This is a genomic window from Leucobacter luti, from assembly GCF_050310065.1.
Lineage (GTDB): Bacteria > Actinomycetota > Actinomycetes > Actinomycetales > Microbacteriaceae > Leucobacter > Leucobacter luti_B.
On sequence record NZ_CP190007.1, the window covers coordinates 147,099 to 164,717 of the forward strand.

Genomic DNA, 17,619 nt, shown 5'->3' on the forward strand with positions numbered 1-17,619 from the left:
GAGTCGGCCGTAAAGCCCCATTCAAGCGCGGGAAAGGGGCCTTACGGCCGACTCGGCGGGGCGAATGGGGCCTTTCGGGCGACTCGAGGGCTCGCGGCCCCGGATGATGTGGCACGGGGTGAGCGTCGGGTCCCGGATCCCGACGCGAAGGCCTGCGCGCGGGCACGAGGGATCCGGGCCCGCGGGTCCGCGAAGGCACGAGACCCGGATCGAGTCGGCCGTAAGGCCCCATTCAAGCGCGGGAAAGGGGCCTTACGGCCGACTCGGCGGGGCGAATGGGGCCTTTGGGGCGACTCGAGGGCCGGGGAGGGCGGGCAGGCACGCCGGCACGCGCAGGCATACGCTGGCGCGGGGGGGCGCGGGCAGGGGCGCCAGCGCGCAAGCGCGCACCACCGACCCCTACTACTGCTGCTGCGCGTAGAGCTCCGCGTAGGGGCCGCGGGCGGCCAGGAGCTGCGCGTGGGTGCCGTGCTCCAGGATGCGGCCCGCGCCGACGACGTAGATCTGGTCGGCGTCGACCACGGTCGAGAGGCGGTGGGCGATCGCGATCGTCGTGCGGCCGCTGCGCGCGTCGTCGAGGGCGTGCTGCACGGCGCGCTCGTTGACCGTGTCGAGGGCGCTGGTCGCCTCGTCGAGCACGAGGACGCGCGGGTTCTTGAGGAGCACGCGGGCGATCGCGATGCGCTGCTTCTCGCCGCCCGAGAGGCGGTATCCGCGCTCGCCCACGATCGTGTCGTAGCCGTCGGCGAAACTCATGATCGTGTCGTGGATGTTGGCGAGGCGGGCGGCCGCCTCGAGCTCCTCCTGCGTGGCGTCGGGCTTGCCGTAGCGCAGGTTCGCCGCGATCGAGGCATGGAAGAGGTAGGGCTCCTGCGTGACGACGCCGATGCGCTCCATGAGCGCCTCCTGCTTGAGCTCGCGCACGTCGTCGCCCGCGTAGCTCACGGTGCCCTCGCTCGCGTCGTAGAGGCGCGGCACGAGGTTGCCGATCGTCGTCTTGCCGGATCCGGAGGCACCGACGAACGCGACGAACTCCCCCGGTTCCACGTGGAACGTCACGCCGCCGAGGGTGGGGCGCTCGTCCTCCCGTGCGTCGGGGTAGCGGAACGTCACATCGGCGAAGTCGATGCGCCCCGCGAGGCCCGGCGCGTCAGACGGCTCACGCGCGTCCGGCGCGTCCACGATCGCCGGCCGCAGGTCGAGGTACTCGAAGATGCGCGCGAACAGCGCCTTCGAGGTCTGCAGGTCGAGCGCGATGCGCATGAGCGCCATGAGCGGGAAGAGCAGCCGCGACTGCACCGTCGTGAAGGCGACGATCGTGCCGGCGGTGATCCCCGGATCGTAGCCCGTGCCCTGCGCGTTCGCGATGATCCAGCCGGACACGAGGTACACGATCGCGGGTACGGCCGAGAGAAACACCTGCACGAGCGCGAAGAACACCTGGCCGCTCATGGTCTGGCGCACCTGCAGGTCGATCTGGTTGCGGTTCTCGGCGGCATAGCGCTCCGTCTCGGCGCCCTGCCGCGAGTACGTCTTCGCGAGCAGCACCCCCGAGACCGAGAGCGCCTCCTGCGTGATCGCGGACATCTCGGAGAGCGACTCCTGCGTGCGCCCCGCGATCCGCGCGCGCACCTGGCCCACGCGGCGCTGCGCGAACACGAGGATCGGCATGAGCACGAGCGCGATGAGCGTGAGCTGCCAGCTCAGCAGCACCATCGCGACGCCGGCCGCGATCACCGTGACCGTGTTGCCGATCACGTTCGAGACCGTGTTCGTGAGCACGTTCGCGACGCCGCCGACGTCGTTCTGCAGACGCGACTGGATCACGCCCGTCTTCGTGCGGGTGAAGAACCCCAGCTCCATGGCCTGCAGGTGCGAGAACAGCTTGACCCTGAGGTCGCCCATCACCCGGTTGCCGACGCGCGCCGTGAAGAGCGTCTGCACGATCCCGATCCCGGAGGAGAGGACGAACACCGCGATCATCGCGCCGACGAGCCAGCCGAGCGCCGTCAGGTTCGGGCCGCCGCCGTCGAGCGGGAACAGGCCGTCGTCGAAGACGCGCTGCGTGAGCAGCGGCGGCAGGATCCCGAGCGCGGCGGAGACGAGCACGAGCGCGATGATGACGGCGAGCGGCGCCCGGTACGGCCGGAACAGCTCGGCGATGCGCCTGCCCAGGTTCGGCACGACGGGTGCCTCGCGGTTGCGCTCGCGCTGCGCTGCGGCATCACCAGATGAGACGCGGGATCCGCGCCCTCCTCCGCCGCCTGACATGCTCATGGTTCGAAGGATAGTCGGGGCCTGTGACATGCACGGGTCGAGTCCGCTCGCGGCGCAACGGGGAATAGGCGATCGGTGCCCGGGTGCCGCGGAGCCGGGCGCCGGGCGACGACTCCGAAAACACATGCGTCAGCTATGGTTTTCATATGGCCACCGCGAGGAGGAACCCCCAGATGAGCCGCATCGATCGCCGCACCTACCGGGCCGCTGGGATGGCCGTCATCGCGCTGGGGCTCGCCACGAGCCTCACCGGCTGCAGCCTGATCGCGGCCACGACCTCGCTCGCCCGCAACGCCTTCGGCGGCTCCGAATCGAAGGGCACCCCCGGCGGGACCGAGAAGCCCCAGAAGCCCGAGAAGCCGAAGCAGTTTTCTCCCCCGGTCGCGCCGGACGGCGCCTGGCTCCACGAGGGCTACGCCAAGGGCATCGGCGGCACCTGGGTGACGCAGGACACGCTGTGCGGGATCAGCGGCGACTCGAGCGTCGCGATCACGAGCGGCATCACCGAGACGAGCGTCTTCGTCGCGGCTACCGATCTGAAGTCCGGCAAGGAGCTGTGGAAGCGCGACCAGGCGCGCTGCGACACGGGCGCGGTGACCGACGACGCGGTCCTCTTCGCCGCGCGCAACGACCTCGGCGGCGGCAACTTCGGCTTCACGGCAGAGCTCGCCGAGATCGACAGCGGCAAGGTCACGGCGAAGGCCGACATGACCGACGGCGAGCTCGCCTCGGTGCAGCTCTACGGCGAGGACGACGACCGCGTCTACTTCGCGGCGCACTTCACCGGCAGCAGCTCCATCTTCGCGCTCGAAGAGGGCGGCAAGGTCACCTGGAAGCAGCCGATCCCCGCGGAAATCCTGGCCTCCGACTGCGCCGTGCTCGACGGCGCCCTCGGGTGCAACGACTACCAGTCGGCCTGGGTCCTCGACGCCGCGACCGGCGAGAAGCGCTTCGACATCGCCGAGTTCTCCGAGATCGACAACGCCTGGGCGGCCGACGGCTACATCGCGCCGAACCTCGGCAGCACGACCGGCATGGGCAGCAGCTTCTACGACCTCGACAACACACGGGTCGGCAAGTCCGACCTCCGCTCGTCCCCGCCGCTCCTGCCCGCGGCCGCGAACCGCGCCTTCTTCACGCTCGACAGCTTCGCCGAGTGGTCCGCCGTCGCGGCGATCGACGAGGACGGCGCCCCCGTCATCACGAAGCTCTATCGGACCGGCATCTACACCTTCGCGAAGTCGGGCGTCGAGGTGCCCGACATGGACAACGCCATGAGCGAATTCATCGGCGTCTCGCGCGACGGCGGCGTCATCGCATTCGCGCCCAGCGCGCTCGGGGATGAAGTCCAGCTCCTCGACGCCAAAGGCAAGCAGGTCGGCTCGATCGCGAAGAGCCTCGACGTCGAGAACATGACGGGCGACTTCACGAGCCTCACGGGCGGCCTCCTCGCCACGCTCGGCGACGCCGGCACCACGGTGCACCTCCCCGAGGGCTTCTAGCCCCGGATCCGGATCCGGATCCGGATCCCGATTCCGATCCGGAGCACAAGCACGGCCCGGATCCCGATCCGGCACCCGAAAGGCCCCGGCCGATGTCTCGACCGGGGCCTTTCGCTACCGCGGGGCGGCGAGCCCTGGGGCTACGCCTCCTGGCGGCGTCGGCGGATCAGCACGAGGGCCGTCCCGCCGGCGAGGAGCAGTGCTCCGAGCCCGATGAGCCCACCGGTCGCGGCGCCGCCCGTCACCGACAGTCCCTCCGGGACATCGTGGTGGGTCTCGGCTTGCGGCGGCGTGATCGGCGACAGCCCCGGCGGGGTTGCCGAGCCGGTCACGACGTTCCGGATCGACACGTTCTCGGCGTCCGCGTCCACCTTGACGGTGTACCTGAGCTGGACCTTCTCGCCGATCTCGAGGGAGCCCGTCCACGTGAGCGTCGTGCCCTGGACCTTCGGGGCCGCTGCCGCGGTCTCGGAGCCGTCGGAGCCGATGATCACTGCGGTCGGGGATCCGACCATCGACGTGTGGTTCAGCACCTTCGACAGGTCGTCGGTGAGGACCACGGGGTCGAGCCCGGTCGCGCCCGTGTTTGTGCCCGTCACCGTGTAGGTGACGTTCTGACCGGGGTTGACCTTCGATCCGGATGCCGGGTCGCTCGTCTTCGCGATCTCGAACCCGGGGATCGGGTGCTCGGTCACGACGTCGGGCGGGGTGATCGGCGGGAGGCCGGGCGGCGTCGCCGACGAGGACGCGTGGTTGTTCAGCGTCTCGCCTTCGAAGCCGGGCTGCACCTTCACGGAGTAGGTGATGGCGACCTGCTCGCCGATCTGCAGCGAGCCGTTCCACGACAGCTTGTCGCCGTCGAACACGGGCTGCACGGCGGCAGTCGAGGCGTTGCCGTCCGCGACGATCTGCGCGGTCGGGCCGCTCTCGAGCGTCGCGAACTCCAGCACCTTGGCCAGGTCGTCGTTCACCACGACGGGATCCAGCGCCGTCTCGCCCGCGTTCGTGCCGGTGAGCGTGTAGGTGATGACGTCACCCTCGGTCACGGCGCTGCCGCTCACGGGGTCGGCCGCCTTGTTGAAGGTGTAGCCGGGGGTCGGGTGCCAGGTCTCGACGTCGGGCGGGGTAATCGGCGGCAGGCCGGGTGGGGTCGCCTCGGAGGACGCGTGGTTCCTCACGATGACTCCCTCGGCGTCCTCGTTCAGCGTCACCGTGTAGGTGATCGTGACCGTCTGGCCGATCTGCAGCGTGCCCTCCCAGTCGATGTCGGTGCCCGAGACCGTGGGCTGCGGCACGGTGGCCTCGCCCTCGATCGTGGCGACCGGATCGCCCGTCAGCGTCGCGTGGTTCAGCACCTCGGAGAGATCGTCGTGGATGACCACGGGATCCAGCACCGTCATGCCCGTGTTCACGCCCGTGAGCGTGTACTCGATCGTCTGCCCGGGGTTCACCGCGGTGCCCGAGGCGGGGTTCGCGGTCTTCGTGAATGCGTAGCCCGGGGTCGGGTGCTCCGTCTCCACATCGGGCGGGTTGATCGGCGGCAGGCCGGGCGGCGTCGCCTCGGACGACGCGTGGTTGTTCACCAGCACGCCCCAGGCGTCGTCGTTCAGCGTCACCGTGTACGTGATCTCGACCTGCTGGCCGACCTCGAGCACACCGTTCCAGCTGAGCGTCGTACCGTCGACCGTCGGCTGCGGGACGCCGCTCTCGCCCGCGATGGTCGCGACCGGATCGGTCGTGATCGTCGCGTTGTTGAGCACGTTCGACAGGTCGTCCGCGATCGCCACGTCGAGCTCGGTCTTGCCCGTGTTCGATCCGGTCACCGTGTAGGTGATCGTGTCGCCGGGGTTCACCGCGGTGCCCGACTCGGGATCCGAGGTCTTCGTGAACGCGTAGCCCGGGGTCGGGTGCTTCGTTTCCACATCAGGCGGGTTGATCGGCGGCAGGCCGGGCGGCGTCGCCTGGGACGACGCGTGGTTGTTCACGATGACGCCCACGGCATCGGCGTTCAGCGTCACCATGTAGGTGATGACGACCGACTGCCCCGGCTGCAGCTTCCCCTGCCAGTGGATCGCGGTGCCGTCGACCGTCGCGGCGGGGACGCTGTCCGCGCCCTCGATCGTCGCCACCGGATCCGAGGTCAGCGCCGCGTTGTTGAGCACGTTCGAGAGGTCATCGTCGATGACCACGTCGAGCTCGGTCTTGCCCGTGTTCGACCCGGTCACCGTGTAGGTGATCGTGTCGCCCGGGTTCACCGCGGTGCCCGAGACGGGATCCGAGGTCTTCGTGAACTCGTACGCCGGGGTCGGGTGCTCCGTCACGCCGGGCGGCGGCGTGATCGGCGGCAGGCCGGGCGGTGTCGCCGCGGACGTCGCGAGGTTCTGGAGCTCAACGCCCCACGCGTCGTCGTTCAGCGTCACGGTGTACGTGATCTCGACCTGCTGGCCGACCTTGAGCGAGCCGTTCCACGCGAGCTCGGTGCCCGTGACACTCGGCTGCGGGACCGTGGTCTCGCCGTCGATCGTCGCCACGGGATCCGCCGTGATCGTCGCGTGGTTCAGCACCTGGGCCAGGTCATCGGTGATGACCACGGGATCGAGCGCGGTCGCGCCGGTGTTGGTGCCGGTCAGCGTGTACGTGATCGTCTGGCCAGGCTGGACCGCCGTGCCGCTCTCCGGGTCGCTCGTCTTCGCGAAGTCGTAGCCCGGGATCGGGTGCTCGGTCACGACCTCGGGGGGCGTGATCGGCGGATCGTACGGCGGGGTCGCCGTCGAGTTCGCGCGGTTGCTGATCGTCTCGCCCTCGTGGCCCTCGGCGACCGTCACCACGTAGGTGACGGTGACCTTCTGGCCGGGCTGCAGCGCACCCGCCCACTCGAGGTCGGTGCCCGTGAGCGTCGCGTTCGGGTCGGTGGCCTGGCCGTCGACCGTCGCGGTCGGCCCGTCGGTGAGATCCGCGAACTTCAGCACCTCGCTGAGGTCATCGCTGATGACCACGTCGAGGGGCGTCATGCCCGTGTTTTCGCCCGTGAGCGTATAGGTGATCGTGTCGCCGGCCTGCACCGCGGTGCCCGACTCGGGATCCGCCGTCTTCGTGAACTCGTAGTCCGGCGTGGCCTTCAGGGCCATGTCGAGCGTGAAGTTCGTGAAGCCGTCGGTCGTGCCGGGGGTGACGGGCATGTTGCCCGTGTTGTCGCCCATCGGCTCGTTGCCCGTGATCGTCGATCCGTTGACGGTCGCGCTGACGTTGATGACCCCGGTCTTCATGGAGCCATCCGCCTGCGCGGCGCCGTTGTGATCCACCGACTCGTTCTTATCCGTGTTCGGATCAGCCTGATAGCCGGCGGTCTGCGCCACCCAGCCCTCGAGCGGGCCGCCCGCGGCGAACTCGGACGCGGGGATCACGGCGTAGTAGCCGCCAGCGTGCAGGTCGTTCACCACCCAGCGGCCGTCCTTGTTCGTCGTGACGTTGCCGCCAGCGACCGGGAGGCCGAACTGGTCGAACACCTGGACCTTGACGCCCTCGGGCGCAGGCCGATCGATGCCCGGCGTGAACTTGCCGTCGTTGTTGATGTCGAACCAGATCAGGTCGCCGATCGAGAAGCCGACCACGCGCACCATCACCTGGTTGGAGGTGAGGAGCTGGTACTTGCCACCGTTCTGTAGCGTCGAGCTGAACGCCGTGAAACGGTCGGAGTAGCGATCGCCCGCGGTATTACCCGCCTGCTTGGTCTGGAACGTGATCTGCAGCCCCGAGCTCGCGCCCTCAGACGCGTTCCCCAGGGGGTTCGCTGCCACGAACTTGAACGCGGTCGCGTTGGGCGTGAACGTGGTCGACCAGATCGACGGATCCGTGTCGGCGTTCAGGTCCTGCGGCACGTTCGCCGGGGCAACTGTCGTGTAGTAGAAGGTGCCGTTCGCGGGCGTGGTGCCGTTGAACTGCGTCACCTTCGGCGCCGCCGTGAGCGCGTTCGTGCCTGCGAAGTCGGAGGCGGGGTTCCGGTTCACGTTCGCCGCGTTCGTCGCGTCGCCGTTGTACGGCAGGACCTCGATGATCGTGGGCGCCTGGAGCCGCAGGGTCTGCGAGAAGTTCTTCACCTGGAGCGTGTAGCGCTGGTCGTCGTTCTGGAGATCCAGTACCTGATCAACCGATTTCTTCAGCTGCAGGGATCCCGGCTGCGTGACGGTCACGGTGTGCGTGTCGGTGTGCACGTTCGCGACCGGAACGATGCCGTCCGCCGTGATCCGCGCCGTGTTCGTGAGCGAGGTGTTGTTGTTCAGGAACGGATCGACGTGCGTCGCGATCTCGATCGCGGGAATCGGCTGGTTCGGCGTGAGCGTCCCCAGCTCCCAGATGAGGGTCGTCGTGCCGTCGGCGTTGACCGTGGCGCTGCTCGGGACGGGCCCGCCGAGTTCGGCGGTCGAATCGGCGTCGTACTCGACGCCCTTCGGCAGGGTGTCCGTGATCCGCACGTTCGTGACCGGCGAGGCGGGCTCGGACGACGCATTCAGCACCGCATTGAGGTGCCAGATCACCGGCGAGCCAGCCTTGGCCGTGCCGGTCTGGCCGTCCGGTGCGACGCCCGTTGCGGGCTCCCCGTCAACCGTTCCAGCGACGGACCACTTCTTCAGAGACATCTCCGCGCGCACGAGCGACCACCGGTCGCCCGTGGTGTCCCCGCTCTCACCCGGGCGATTGACGCCGCCCGTGGTGCCCGCACCGGGGTAGTAGCCGTTCTTGGCCCAGTTGCCGAGCGTGTCGCTCTTCACATTTCCGTAGTTCGCGGAAATCGTGTTGGCGGGGATCTCCTGGCCCGCGTGCGGCCCACCGTTGTAGCGGTTGCGCTGCTCGAGGCCCGTGAGCATGTGCACCGTCGACGACGCCGGCTGCACGTAGCCGGGGACGGACTTCGCCCACACCACGTTGACCGCGTCGATGCCGCCTGGCACGTCGCCCGGGTTGTCGTAGAACGTGACATTCGGGCTACCGCACGCCGTGCCCGCTCCGCTCGCCGCGGCCTGCTGCTTAGACCAGTCGCCCGACCAGCGGTTATCGCCTGCGCTGAAGACCCCGGTGTTCGGGTTGTCGCCCGTGAGATCGACGTGACCGTACTTTACCCTGAAGTTCGCCTGGTAGGCGGGCATCTCCTTCGTGGCGATCTCCTTGCCCGGAGCCTGGTACACGAGCTGCGTCGCGGCGCCCCCGTACTGCTGATTCTGCAGCGTCGCGTCCTTCCCGAGGGGAGAGAGCTTCAGCACGGTGTTGTCGAAGACGTCGCAGAACTCAGGGTTCGGGCTGTCCGTCTCGGGCGAGACCTTGACGCGTGAGGTGAAGGTCTGGCCCGGCTGCACCTGGCCACGACCGTCCTGGGCACCCGCTGAGCCCGGGATCGGCCCGGCGCGGAAGCCCCACTCCTGGGTGAGGTCAGTGAACTCCTTCGACCAGACGCCCGGTGAGATCCGGATCTCGACGGGGCCGGCGACGTTGTTGCTCTGCTTCCCATCCGGCATCGTGTCGCAGTGTGCCTTCGCGTCCGTGTTGGGCCCGGGGCGGCAGTACCCCGCCTCAAAGCCGCTCCCGTAGTTGCTCGCCCCCGAGGAGCCCTTCGGGTCGAAATCGCCCACCCGGTTCCAGATCGCGCCGATCCCGACGTTGTCGTCGGCGCCGCCGGTCATCTTGTCGATCTCGGCGCGCGGCACGAAGACGACGATCTCATATGAGGCGACGTAGTACTTGTTCGCCGCGAGCGCCGTGCCGTTCACACCCTTCGTGGGGTAGCTGGCGCCGCTCGCATCGATCCCGCTCAGGGTGACGTCGTAGTTCGCGGTGTCGCTCGAGGCGTCCTGGCGTGAGAAGGAGCACTGCCCCGAGTCGCGCACGCTGTTCTCGGCCGTCGCCGCCTGGCCGCCGCCGGCAGTCGGCATGCCGATCTTGCCGTAGACGGTGGTGCTCTGCTTCTGCCTGCCGTCGCCGTTGTAGGGGGAGCACCCCGTCATGTACCACTTCAAGCCGGGGTTGACCGAGCCGTCCGGACCGTTCTGCCCGGTGCCCTTGTACTGCCCCCAGAGCGCCTCTTCGAAGTGAACGGGCTGCTGGAACGCCTCGACGCCCACCTTGCGATCGGTGGCGATCTGCACGCTGTAGTAAATGTACTTGCCGAGCACCTGCTCGCCGTTGATCTCCCGGTAGGAGTAGCCCCCGTACGTGAAACCGCCGGACTTCTCGATGTCGTAGCGCGGGGACGCGGTGATCTCGAAGGGCCCGTAGCTGCTCGGCCCGTCGGGACGCGCCGTCGTCACGCCATCGGGGGTCGCGCCGTACGTGCGCACCTCCGTCGTGAACGTTGCGCCGTTGACGGAGTCGGCCGAGACGAACACCTGGGTATCGAGGAGGTTCGCGCTCTTTACCTCACCCATCGGCCCCACGTTGCACTTCAGCACGACGGAGGTCGTGCCCGCGGGCGGGTTCTGACGGGGCGCCAGCGCCGTGCCCGAGGGGAGGGCGACGATCTGGCTGCCTGCGCCGCAAGAACTCGGCATCGCACCAAACGTGGCGATCGCGCCCTGGCCCAGCTTCAGTTCCTGCTCGAACCACACATTCGCGTTCGAATCGAGATCCTGCTCGGCATCGATCGTGACCGACCAGGTGTGATTGATCACGTCGGACGTGCGAACACGCATGTTGGCCGTGCCTGAATCGAATCCGGGTTCCGCATCGTTGGGGTCGAAGGGGGCCGTGCCCGTCCAGATCGCCGCGCCGTTCACGCCGTCGGGATCCTGCGCCGGAATGACATCGGTCGTCCAGGTCGGATAGACGAGGGAGTTGAGCTCGACCTCGCTGCCGTTCGCGGGGATCGGCCCCGAGACCGACTGCTGCGGCTGGTTCGCCACCCGCGTGAAGTCGTTGACGCCCGCGGTGGGGGTCGTCGGCACGAGGTAGTTGTTGCCGTTCACGCCCGTCGCGTTCACGGTGACGGTGAACGGGCCGGGCGAGGCGGAGTGATCGGCGCCGGCGGGGAACGCCCACCTACCCTGGGCATCGGTCGTCGTCTCCCAGCCCGGGTGATCCGGGTTCGAGCCCTTGAGGATGACCTTGACGCCGGCGACGCCGGTGTCGTTCGAGCCGGTCGGCCCCTGGTCGATCACGTTGTTCTTGTTCGAGTCGACCACGACCTTGCCGAAGGCGAGATCACCAGGGGCCGCGCTCGCGGCGACGGCCGGCCCCGCGACGACGCCGAGCGCCATGAGCGCCGCCATTGCGAGCGATGTCCAGGTCCGGCGCTGGTGAGCGGCCTGCGGCCTGCCCGACCTGCGCGATACGCCCCTACGGGCACCCGTCTTCATTTTTCCAAACCCCCCAGGAAAGTGACACAGGTCCATCCGGGGTGTTCAGGGTGTCCGGCGGGTTTCATGCGCGCGCGAGCCGCCGCCCACGGGCGAGGGCCGACGCATCGTTTCCCCCACCAATAACGAAACGAGCCGGATCGACTTCTTTCGTCACTGTACAGCCGGCGCTCAGACTTACCACATCGGCAGGAGGGATATCACCAACGAAACGCGTTTTTTCACCCGTTTCTCCGACGACCCCGCCAAAACCCGGCCTTGGCCGGCCCATTCGCGCCCGCGCTGCGCGCCGGGGTGGTGAGCGAGCTACTCCGCGCCCTCGATCGCCGCCTCGAGCCGCTCGAGCTTGCCGTCGAGCTCGCCCGCGAAGCCGGGGCGGATGTCCGCCTTCATCACGAGCGACACCCGGGAACCGAAGGGCAGCACCGCCTCGGTCGCGCGCTTCACTACGTCGAAGACCTCGTCCCACTCGCCCTCGATCTCGGTGAACATCGACGAGGTACGGTGCGGCAGACCCGATGCCCGCACGACCTTGATCGCCTCGGCGACGGCCGGCGAGACCGAGCCGTCCGGGCTCTCGGCGCCGTTCGCAGGCGATCCACTCGGCGCGACGGAGAAGGCGAGGATCATGGGGGTTCCTTTCGGTTCTGGGCGTGCGGGACTACGGTACCGCGGGAGCCTCGGCCCGAGGGCGCGGCGCCTAGATCGAGGCGCTCTGCGGCCCCGTGTCCGGATCGATCTCCACGGCGATCTCGTGCCCGCCGAAGAGCTCGTCGTCATCGAGATAGAGCGTGACCGAGGATTCCCCGTCGACGTGCAGCGAGCGCGCCGACACACGCGCCGCGATCGCCTCGGGGGTGAGCTCAGGCTCCTCCTCCTCGCGCCACTCCGCGTTGTAGAGCTCCTCGAGCTCGGCGCCCGCGAGCCCGCGGGCCTCCCCGTCGAGGCTGTCGCACTGGTCGAGGAGCCGGTGCAGGAGCGGCAGGTCGCTCGCGGGATCGCCGAGCAGCACGTCGACCGGCTCGTCGCACCACGGCGCCCGGCCCTCCCACAGCCCGACCGTGCGGTCGAGCGCGAAGATCCCGAGCTCCGGATCCTCGACGGTCACGGGGATCTCCTGCTCGTTGCGCAACTGCTCGAGCGCGTGCGCCGAGGACGAGGCGTCGACCTCGTGGGCGCGGATCACCCTCGTGGTCTGGCCCTGGCCCGTGACGATGCGCTCGTCACCGGCGACCCGCGCGATCCCGCCTGGCCCGAGCCCGGCGCAGAACCTCGCGAGCGCCGCCTCGTCGCACTCGGCAAAGTGGACGGCGGCCCGCTCCTGCGGCTCGGCTTCTGCATCCTGCGCCGCCGCGATCGCGATCACCTCGCCGCTCGGCCGCAGGAGCTCGGAGTCGTCCGGCTTGTGCGCCCTGACGCCGCCGGCCCCGAGCAGCACCCAGCCGGCAAATGGCACGGGTTCGGTCTCCACGAAACTCGCATCCACGGGTGTCGATTCCATCAGCCCCTCCAACGCTCGAAAGAACCAGCCTGCGACTCGCTCGCCCCTCCAGGCTACGCGTCGACGCCCGATGCGGGAAGGGATCCGGGGCCGAATGCGCCCGGCAGCAGGGCCGAGATCGACACGGGGCCGGCGTCGGTCGCGACGAGCAGTTCGGGGGCGCCAGCCTCGTGGAGCAGCTGGCGGCACCTCCCGCACGGGGCGAGCAGCTCGCCGTCCCCGCTCACGCACACGAGGGCAACGAGTCGCCCGCCGCCGCCGAGGTGCAGTTCGCCGACGAGCACGCACTCCGCGCAGAGCGTCAGGCCGTAGCTCGCGTTCTCCACGTTGCAGCCCGTGATCAGGCGGCCGTCGTCGACGAGCGCCGCGCACCCCACGGCGAGACCCGAGTAGGGGGCATAGGCGCGCGCCGCCGCATCACGTGCGGCGGCGCGAAGCCCCTCCCAGTCGACGGGGGCGGATCCCGATCCGGTGCTCATGTCCCCAGCGTATCCGGGCCCGGATCAGGATCCGGATCCTGAGCTATCCCTTGATCGCCTCGCCGAGCTTGACGCGGGTGCCCGTGCGGAGGATCGAGTTGCTGTAGATCCGGGCCCCGATCCAGAGAACGATCGCGATCGAAACTGCGAGGATGCCGAGCGAGAGGATCGGCTCCCACCACTCGGCCGTGCCGAGATATAGCCGCATCGGCATACCGACGGGTGCCGAGAACGGAATATAGCTCATGATGGCGAGCGCTTGCGGGTTGTCGTTGAAGATGATGACGGCAACGTAGGGGAGCATGACGAGCATCATGACGGGGCTCGTGACGGAGCCGATGTCCTCCTGCCGCGAGACGAGCGCGGCGAGCGCGGCGTAGAGCGTCGCGAGCAGCACGAACGCGAAGGCGAACAGGATCCCGAACCAGATGAGCGCGGAGCCGAGCTCCCCGAACAGCAGGTCCTGGCCCGTCGCGAGCATGCCGATCGAGGCGAGCGCCACAATCGCGACGACCTGGGCGAGCGCGAGGATCGAGTTGCCGAGGATCTTGCCCGCGAGCAGGGTTCGCGCCGAAACGGTCGCGAGCAGGATCTCGACGATCCGGGTCTGCTTCTCCTCGACGACGCTCTGCGCGATCGTCGTGCCAAACGTCATCGCGCTCATCATGAAGACGATGCCGAAGGCGATCGCGATGAGGTAGGCGAGTGCGGGATTCGATGCGGTCGGGGCCAGGATGTCGACGGCGGGAGACACCGAGAGCGCCTGCACGAGGCTCACGGGGACCGAATCCTTTGCGAGCACGGTCAGGTCGAGCGGCCCGTCGCCGCCCGGCACGATCGCGGCCTCGACGTCGCCGTCGAGCACGAGCCGCTCGGCGGCCGCGCGGTCGCTCACGGACTCGACCTCGTATCCCTCGCTCGGCAGCGCCGCGCCCGCCTCGCCGACGACGGCAACGGTCGTCGGCCCGCCGATCGGGCCGGCCTTCGCGAGGAAGCCGCTCGCGAGCACGCTCGCAAGGACGAGGAGGAGCAGCACGCCCGTCGAGATGAGGAACGCCTTGCTGCGGAGGCGGACCGTGATCTCGCGCTCGGCGACGATCCAGGCGCCCTGCACCCCGCTCATGGGGCGCTGGTCGCGCACATTCTGGGCCTCGATCTGGGGCTGGGCCTCATTGTGTGGCTGGGGCTTCGTTGCGGTGCTCATCGGACGACCTCCTTGAAGATCTGAGCGAGGGTCGGGGTAATAGGTGCGAAGCTGCGGACGCTGGATCCGGCGCCGGCCGCGACGGCGCGAGCGAGCACCGCCTGCGCGGCCTCCTCGCTCTCGGCCTCGAAGCGGGCGACGCCGCCGTCGAGGTGCGTGACCTCGACGCCCGCGGCCTCCCGCACCCAGCCGGCGTCGGCCTCGGGGCCGGCCAGCTCGAGCGCGAACTCGCGGCCGGAGTGCGCGGCGCGCAGCTCCTCGCGGGATCCCTCGGCAAGGATTCTGCCTCCGCCGATGACGACGACGTCGTCGCACAGCCGCTCGACGATGTCGAGCTGGTGCGAGGAGAAGAGGACCGGCGCGCCCTTCGCCGCAAAGTCGCGGAGCACCCCGACGACCACCTCGACGGCCATCGGGTCGAGGCCGGAGAACGGCTCGTCGAGCACCAGGGCGACGGGTTCGTGCACGAGCGCGGCGGCGATCTGCGCGCGCTGCTGGTTGCCGAGCGACAGGCTCTCGAGTGTGTCGCCCGCGCGCTCCGCGATCCCGAGCCGCTCGACGAGGCCCTCGGCCGAGGCCTTCGCGTCGGCGCCCGACATGCCGTGCAGGCGGCCGAGGTAGACGAGCTGCTCGAGCACCTTCATCTTGGGGTAGAGGCCGCGCTCCTCCGGCATGTAGCCGAAGCGGGCCCGGTCCTGCGCGGTAATCGGGGCGCCGTCGAGCGTCACCGTGCCCGCGTCGGCGGCAAGCACGCCGAGCACGATCCGCATCGTCGTGGTCTTCCCCGCACCATTGCCGCCGACGAAGCCCGTCATGCGGCCGCCCTCGACCCCGAAACTCACGTCGTCGAGCACCCGGCGGTCGCCGAAGCTCCGGGAGATTCCCTGGATGTCGATCATGTCACTTCCCATCCGTGTACTTCCGGCCCCGATCGGGCCGCTGATTCAACGCTAGGGAACGGGGCGTCGGCCGCGCCTCCCCCGCGAGGCGGAATTTGCCTCGGATCAGGGCGCGTGAACCTCCGCTCGGTGGGCAGCACCGCCGCGTCGGTTCCCCCGTGCGGCGGAGGCGCGACGCCCCACCCGCCCCTACGCTGGATCCATGACCCCTCCAGCAGCAGCCGCAGCAGCAGCAGCCGCAGGCGCAGGCGCCGCCGAGTGGCGCAGGCCACGGCCCGGCCCCGAGAGCTTCCGGGGCGACGCCCTGCTCGCCGCGGTGCTCGCGGTCGCCGCGGCCCTCACCTCGCTGCTCTACGCGCGCATGGCGCTCTTCGAGGATCTCGCCGCGCCGCCTGTCTGGGCGATCGGCCTCGCCCTCTGCACCGTGCCGCTCGCGTTCCGCCGACGCTACCCGGTGCCCGTCGCGATCATCGTCGCGATCGGCTTCTTCGTCTGCGGGCAGTTCACTGTGCCCGAGGTCCTCGTCATCAACATCTGCCTTTTCATGGCCCTCTACACGGTGGGCGCGTGGGAGCCGAACCGGGCGCTCGCCCTCTGGTCGCGGATCGGGATCGGCGTGGCCATGCTCACCTGGCTCGTCGTCTCCCTCATCCTCGCCGCCTCGACCGACGACGCCTACCCTGGAATCTCCAGGTCAGGGCTCTTCTCCGCCTACGCGACCTTCGCCGTGATCCAGATCATCACGAACCTCCTCTATTTCGGCGGCGCCTTCGCCTTCGGCGAGCGCGCCTGGCGCACCGCGAAGCTGCAGGCGCAACTCGAGGCGCAGGGCCGCGAGCTCGAGCTGGAACGGCAGACGAGCGCCGCGCAGGCCGTCGCCCTCGACCGCCTCGAGATCGCGCGAGAGCTCCACGACGTCGTCGCCCACCACGTCTCCGTCATGGGGATCCAGGCGGGGGCCGCGAGACGCAGCCTGGAGCGGGATCCGGCGCGCTCCTCCGCCGCGCTCGAGGTCGTCGAGGAGTCGGCGCACGCGGCCGTCTCGGAACTGCGGCGGCTCGTGAACACGCTGAGGACGCCGGATCGCGACGACGGTCCGAGCACCGTCGGGATCGCCCACCTGCCCGAGCTCGTCTCGCTCTCCCAGTCGTCCGGCACCCCGGCGACCCTCATCTTCTCGGGCGAGCCGCGGCCGCTCCCCCTCCTCGTCGACGTCGCCCTCTACCGCGTGGTGCAGGAGGCGCTCACGAACGTGCGCAAGCACGCGGGGCGCGGGGCGTCGGCGGAGGTGCGGATCCGCTTCGAGCGGGAGGCGGTCGAGGCGGAGATCGTCGACGATGGCGTGCGCGAGACGCTCGGGGCGGTTGGCCGGCTGGGTGCGGCCGGAGGGGCCGCGGGCGTCTCTCGTGCTCGCGATCGCCCGATTCCCGGATCCGGGCTCGGCCTCCGGGGCATGCGCGAGCGCGTCGGCGCGGTCGCGGGCTCCGTCCACACCGGCCGGCGCGAGCGCGGCGGATTCATGGTGCGAGCGCGCGTCCCGCTCTCGCCCGAGCACGACGGCGCGCGCGGGGGCGCACACACCAGCGGAGGAAACGCATGATCAGGGTCCTACTCGTCGACGACCAGGAGCTCGTGCGATCCGGCTTCAGAACCATCCTCGAGTCGGAGCCAGACATCGAGGTCGTCGGCGAGGCCGCAAACGGCGCCGAGGCGGTCGCCCTCGCCGGCTCCGCGGCTCCCGACGTGATCTGCATGGACGTCGAGATGCCCGTCATGGACGGGATCGAGGCCGCCAGGCGGATCGTTGGCGGGGGTTCGGCCGGCAGCGGTTCGGCCGGCTCCGGCTCGGCCGGCTCCGGTTCGGCCGGCTCCGGCTCGGCCGGCTCCGGTTCGGCCGGTTCCGGCTCGGCCGGTTCAGCGCCCGCGATCCTGGTCCTGACGACATTCGGGCACGAGCGCTACCTCTTCGACGCGCTCGCAGCGGGCGTGAGCGGATTCCTCCTCAAGACCTCGCGCGCGGAGCAGCTGATCGACGCCGTGCACGCGCTCGCGGCGGGCGACGCCCTGCTCGGGCCCGACGTGACCCGGGCCGTGATCGCCCGCGTCGCGGGCGATGATCCGGGGCCTGATGGCGGTGTGATTTCGGGCGAGGCGCCCGCTGCGAGCGACGCCCCCGAGGTGCGCGACGCGACCGAGCTCGCGATGCAGGAGGCCGGCCTCACCGAGCGCGAGCGCGACGTGCTGCTGCTCCTCGCGGAGGGTCGCTCGAACGCGGAGATCGCGGCGACGCTCTTCCTCGGCGAGGCGACGGTCAAGACCCACGTCTCGAACGTGCTGCAAAAGCTCGGCGTGCGCGACCGCATCCAGGCCGTCGTCTGGGCGCATACCCGCGGGGAGTAGGAGCCGCGGGGGGC

10 protein-coding genes are annotated in these 17,619 nt (G+C 69.8%); 3 read left to right on the forward strand and 7 right to left on the reverse strand.

The window, feature by feature from the left end; all coding sequences use genetic code 11:
* Window positions 1-402 precede the first annotated feature (402 nt).
* The gene (locus ACOPJ3_RS00725) at window positions 403-2,271 is read right to left on the reverse strand and encodes an ABC transporter ATP-binding protein (RefSeq protein WP_427871245.1); all 1,869 of its coding nucleotides are present in this window, start codon (window positions 2,269-2,271) and stop codon (window positions 403-405) included.
* A gap of 179 nt (window positions 2,272-2,450) precedes the next feature.
* Here ACOPJ3_RS00725 and ACOPJ3_RS00730 point away from each other — a divergent pair, with 179 nt between their 5' ends.
* The gene (locus ACOPJ3_RS00730; RefSeq protein ID WP_427869916.1) at window positions 2,451-3,779 is read left to right on the forward strand and encodes a PQQ-binding-like beta-propeller repeat protein; all 1,329 of its coding nucleotides are present in this window, start codon (window positions 2,451-2,453) and stop codon (window positions 3,777-3,779) included.
* A 140-nt stretch (window positions 3,780-3,919) separates the two neighbouring features.
* Here ACOPJ3_RS00730 and ACOPJ3_RS00735 read toward each other — a convergent pair whose 3' ends face one another.
* The 6 genes from ACOPJ3_RS00735 to ACOPJ3_RS00760 form a co-directional block, all read right to left on the reverse strand.
* A complete protein-coding gene (locus tag ACOPJ3_RS00735; RefSeq protein WP_427869917.1) occupies window positions 3,920-11,035 on the reverse strand; it encodes an isopeptide-forming domain-containing fimbrial protein in 7,116 nt (2,371 codons plus the stop codon).
* 393 nt (window positions 11,036-11,428) lie between these two features.
* On the reverse strand, window positions 11,429-11,752 hold the full coding sequence (locus ACOPJ3_RS00740; RefSeq protein WP_427869918.1) for a thiamine-binding protein: 324 nt from the start codon (window positions 11,750-11,752) through the stop codon (window positions 11,429-11,431).
* Window positions 11,753-11,822: 70 nt separating this feature from the next.
* Window positions 11,823-12,623 carry a DUF2262 domain-containing protein gene (locus ACOPJ3_RS00745; RefSeq protein ID WP_427869919.1) on the reverse strand — a complete coding sequence of 267 codons (801 nt, stop codon included), beginning with the start codon at window positions 12,621-12,623 and terminating at the stop codon, window positions 11,823-11,825.
* A gap of 53 nt (window positions 12,624-12,676) precedes the next feature.
* Window positions 12,677-13,102, reverse strand: a complete 426-nt coding sequence (locus tag ACOPJ3_RS00750; RefSeq protein WP_427869920.1) for a cytidine deaminase — start codon at window positions 13,100-13,102, stop codon at window positions 12,677-12,679.
* A gap of 43 nt (window positions 13,103-13,145) precedes the next feature.
* Entirely contained in the window at window positions 13,146-14,225 is a 1,080-nt protein-coding gene (locus tag ACOPJ3_RS00755) for an ABC transporter permease (RefSeq protein ID WP_427871246.1), read from the reverse strand.
* A gap of 77 nt (window positions 14,226-14,302) precedes the next feature.
* On the reverse strand, window positions 14,303-15,205 hold the full coding sequence (locus tag ACOPJ3_RS00760; protein ID WP_427869921.1) for an ABC transporter ATP-binding protein: 903 nt from the start codon (window positions 15,203-15,205) through the stop codon (window positions 14,303-14,305).
* 202 nt (window positions 15,206-15,407) lie between these two features.
* Between ACOPJ3_RS00760 and ACOPJ3_RS00765 the strand changes: the two genes are divergently transcribed.
* A complete protein-coding gene (locus tag ACOPJ3_RS00765; protein ID WP_427869922.1) occupies window positions 15,408-16,805 on the forward strand; it encodes a sensor histidine kinase in 1,398 nt (465 codons plus the stop codon).
* Window positions 16,802-17,605 carry a response regulator gene (locus ACOPJ3_RS00770; RefSeq protein ID WP_427869923.1) on the forward strand — a complete coding sequence of 268 codons (804 nt, stop codon included), beginning with the start codon at window positions 16,802-16,804 and terminating at the stop codon, window positions 17,603-17,605. Before ACOPJ3_RS00765 ends, ACOPJ3_RS00770 begins: the two co-directional genes overlap by 4 nt.
* Window positions 17,606-17,619: the final 14 nt, after the last annotated feature.

What these genes read in the sequence shown, in the direction of transcription:
- ACOPJ3_RS00725 (WP_427871245.1), bottom strand. Translation starts at nt 2,271, where the DNA reads ATGTCAGGCGGCGGAGGAGGGCGCGGATCCCGCGTCTCATCTGGTGAT.
- ACOPJ3_RS00730 (WP_427869916.1), top strand. Translation starts at nt 2,451, where the DNA reads ATGAGCCGCATCGATCGCCGCACCTACCGGGCCGCTGGGATGGCCGTC.
- ACOPJ3_RS00735 (WP_427869917.1), bottom strand. Translation starts at nt 11,035, where the DNA reads ATGGCGGCGCTCATGGCGCTCGGCGTCGTCGCGGGGCCGGCCGTCGCC.
- ACOPJ3_RS00740 (WP_427869918.1), bottom strand. Translation starts at nt 11,752, where the DNA reads ATGATCCTCGCCTTCTCCGTCGCGCCGAGTGGATCGCCTGCGAACGGC.
- ACOPJ3_RS00745 (WP_427869919.1), bottom strand. Translation starts at nt 12,623, where the DNA reads ATGGAATCGACACCCGTGGATGCGAGTTTCGTGGAGACCGAACCCGTG.
- ACOPJ3_RS00750 (WP_427869920.1), bottom strand. Translation starts at nt 13,102, where the DNA reads ATGAGCACCGGATCGGGATCCGCCCCCGTCGACTGGGAGGGGCTTCGC.
- ACOPJ3_RS00755 (WP_427871246.1), bottom strand. Translation starts at nt 14,225, where the DNA reads ATGAGCGGGGTGCAGGGCGCCTGGATCGTCGCCGAGCGCGAGATCACG.
- ACOPJ3_RS00760 (WP_427869921.1), bottom strand. Translation starts at nt 15,205, where the DNA reads ATGATCGACATCCAGGGAATCTCCCGGAGCTTCGGCGACCGCCGGGTG.
- ACOPJ3_RS00765 (WP_427869922.1), top strand. Translation starts at nt 15,408, where the DNA reads ATGACCCCTCCAGCAGCAGCCGCAGCAGCAGCAGCCGCAGGCGCAGGC.
- ACOPJ3_RS00770 (WP_427869923.1), top strand. Translation starts at nt 16,802, where the DNA reads ATGATCAGGGTCCTACTCGTCGACGACCAGGAGCTCGTGCGATCCGGC.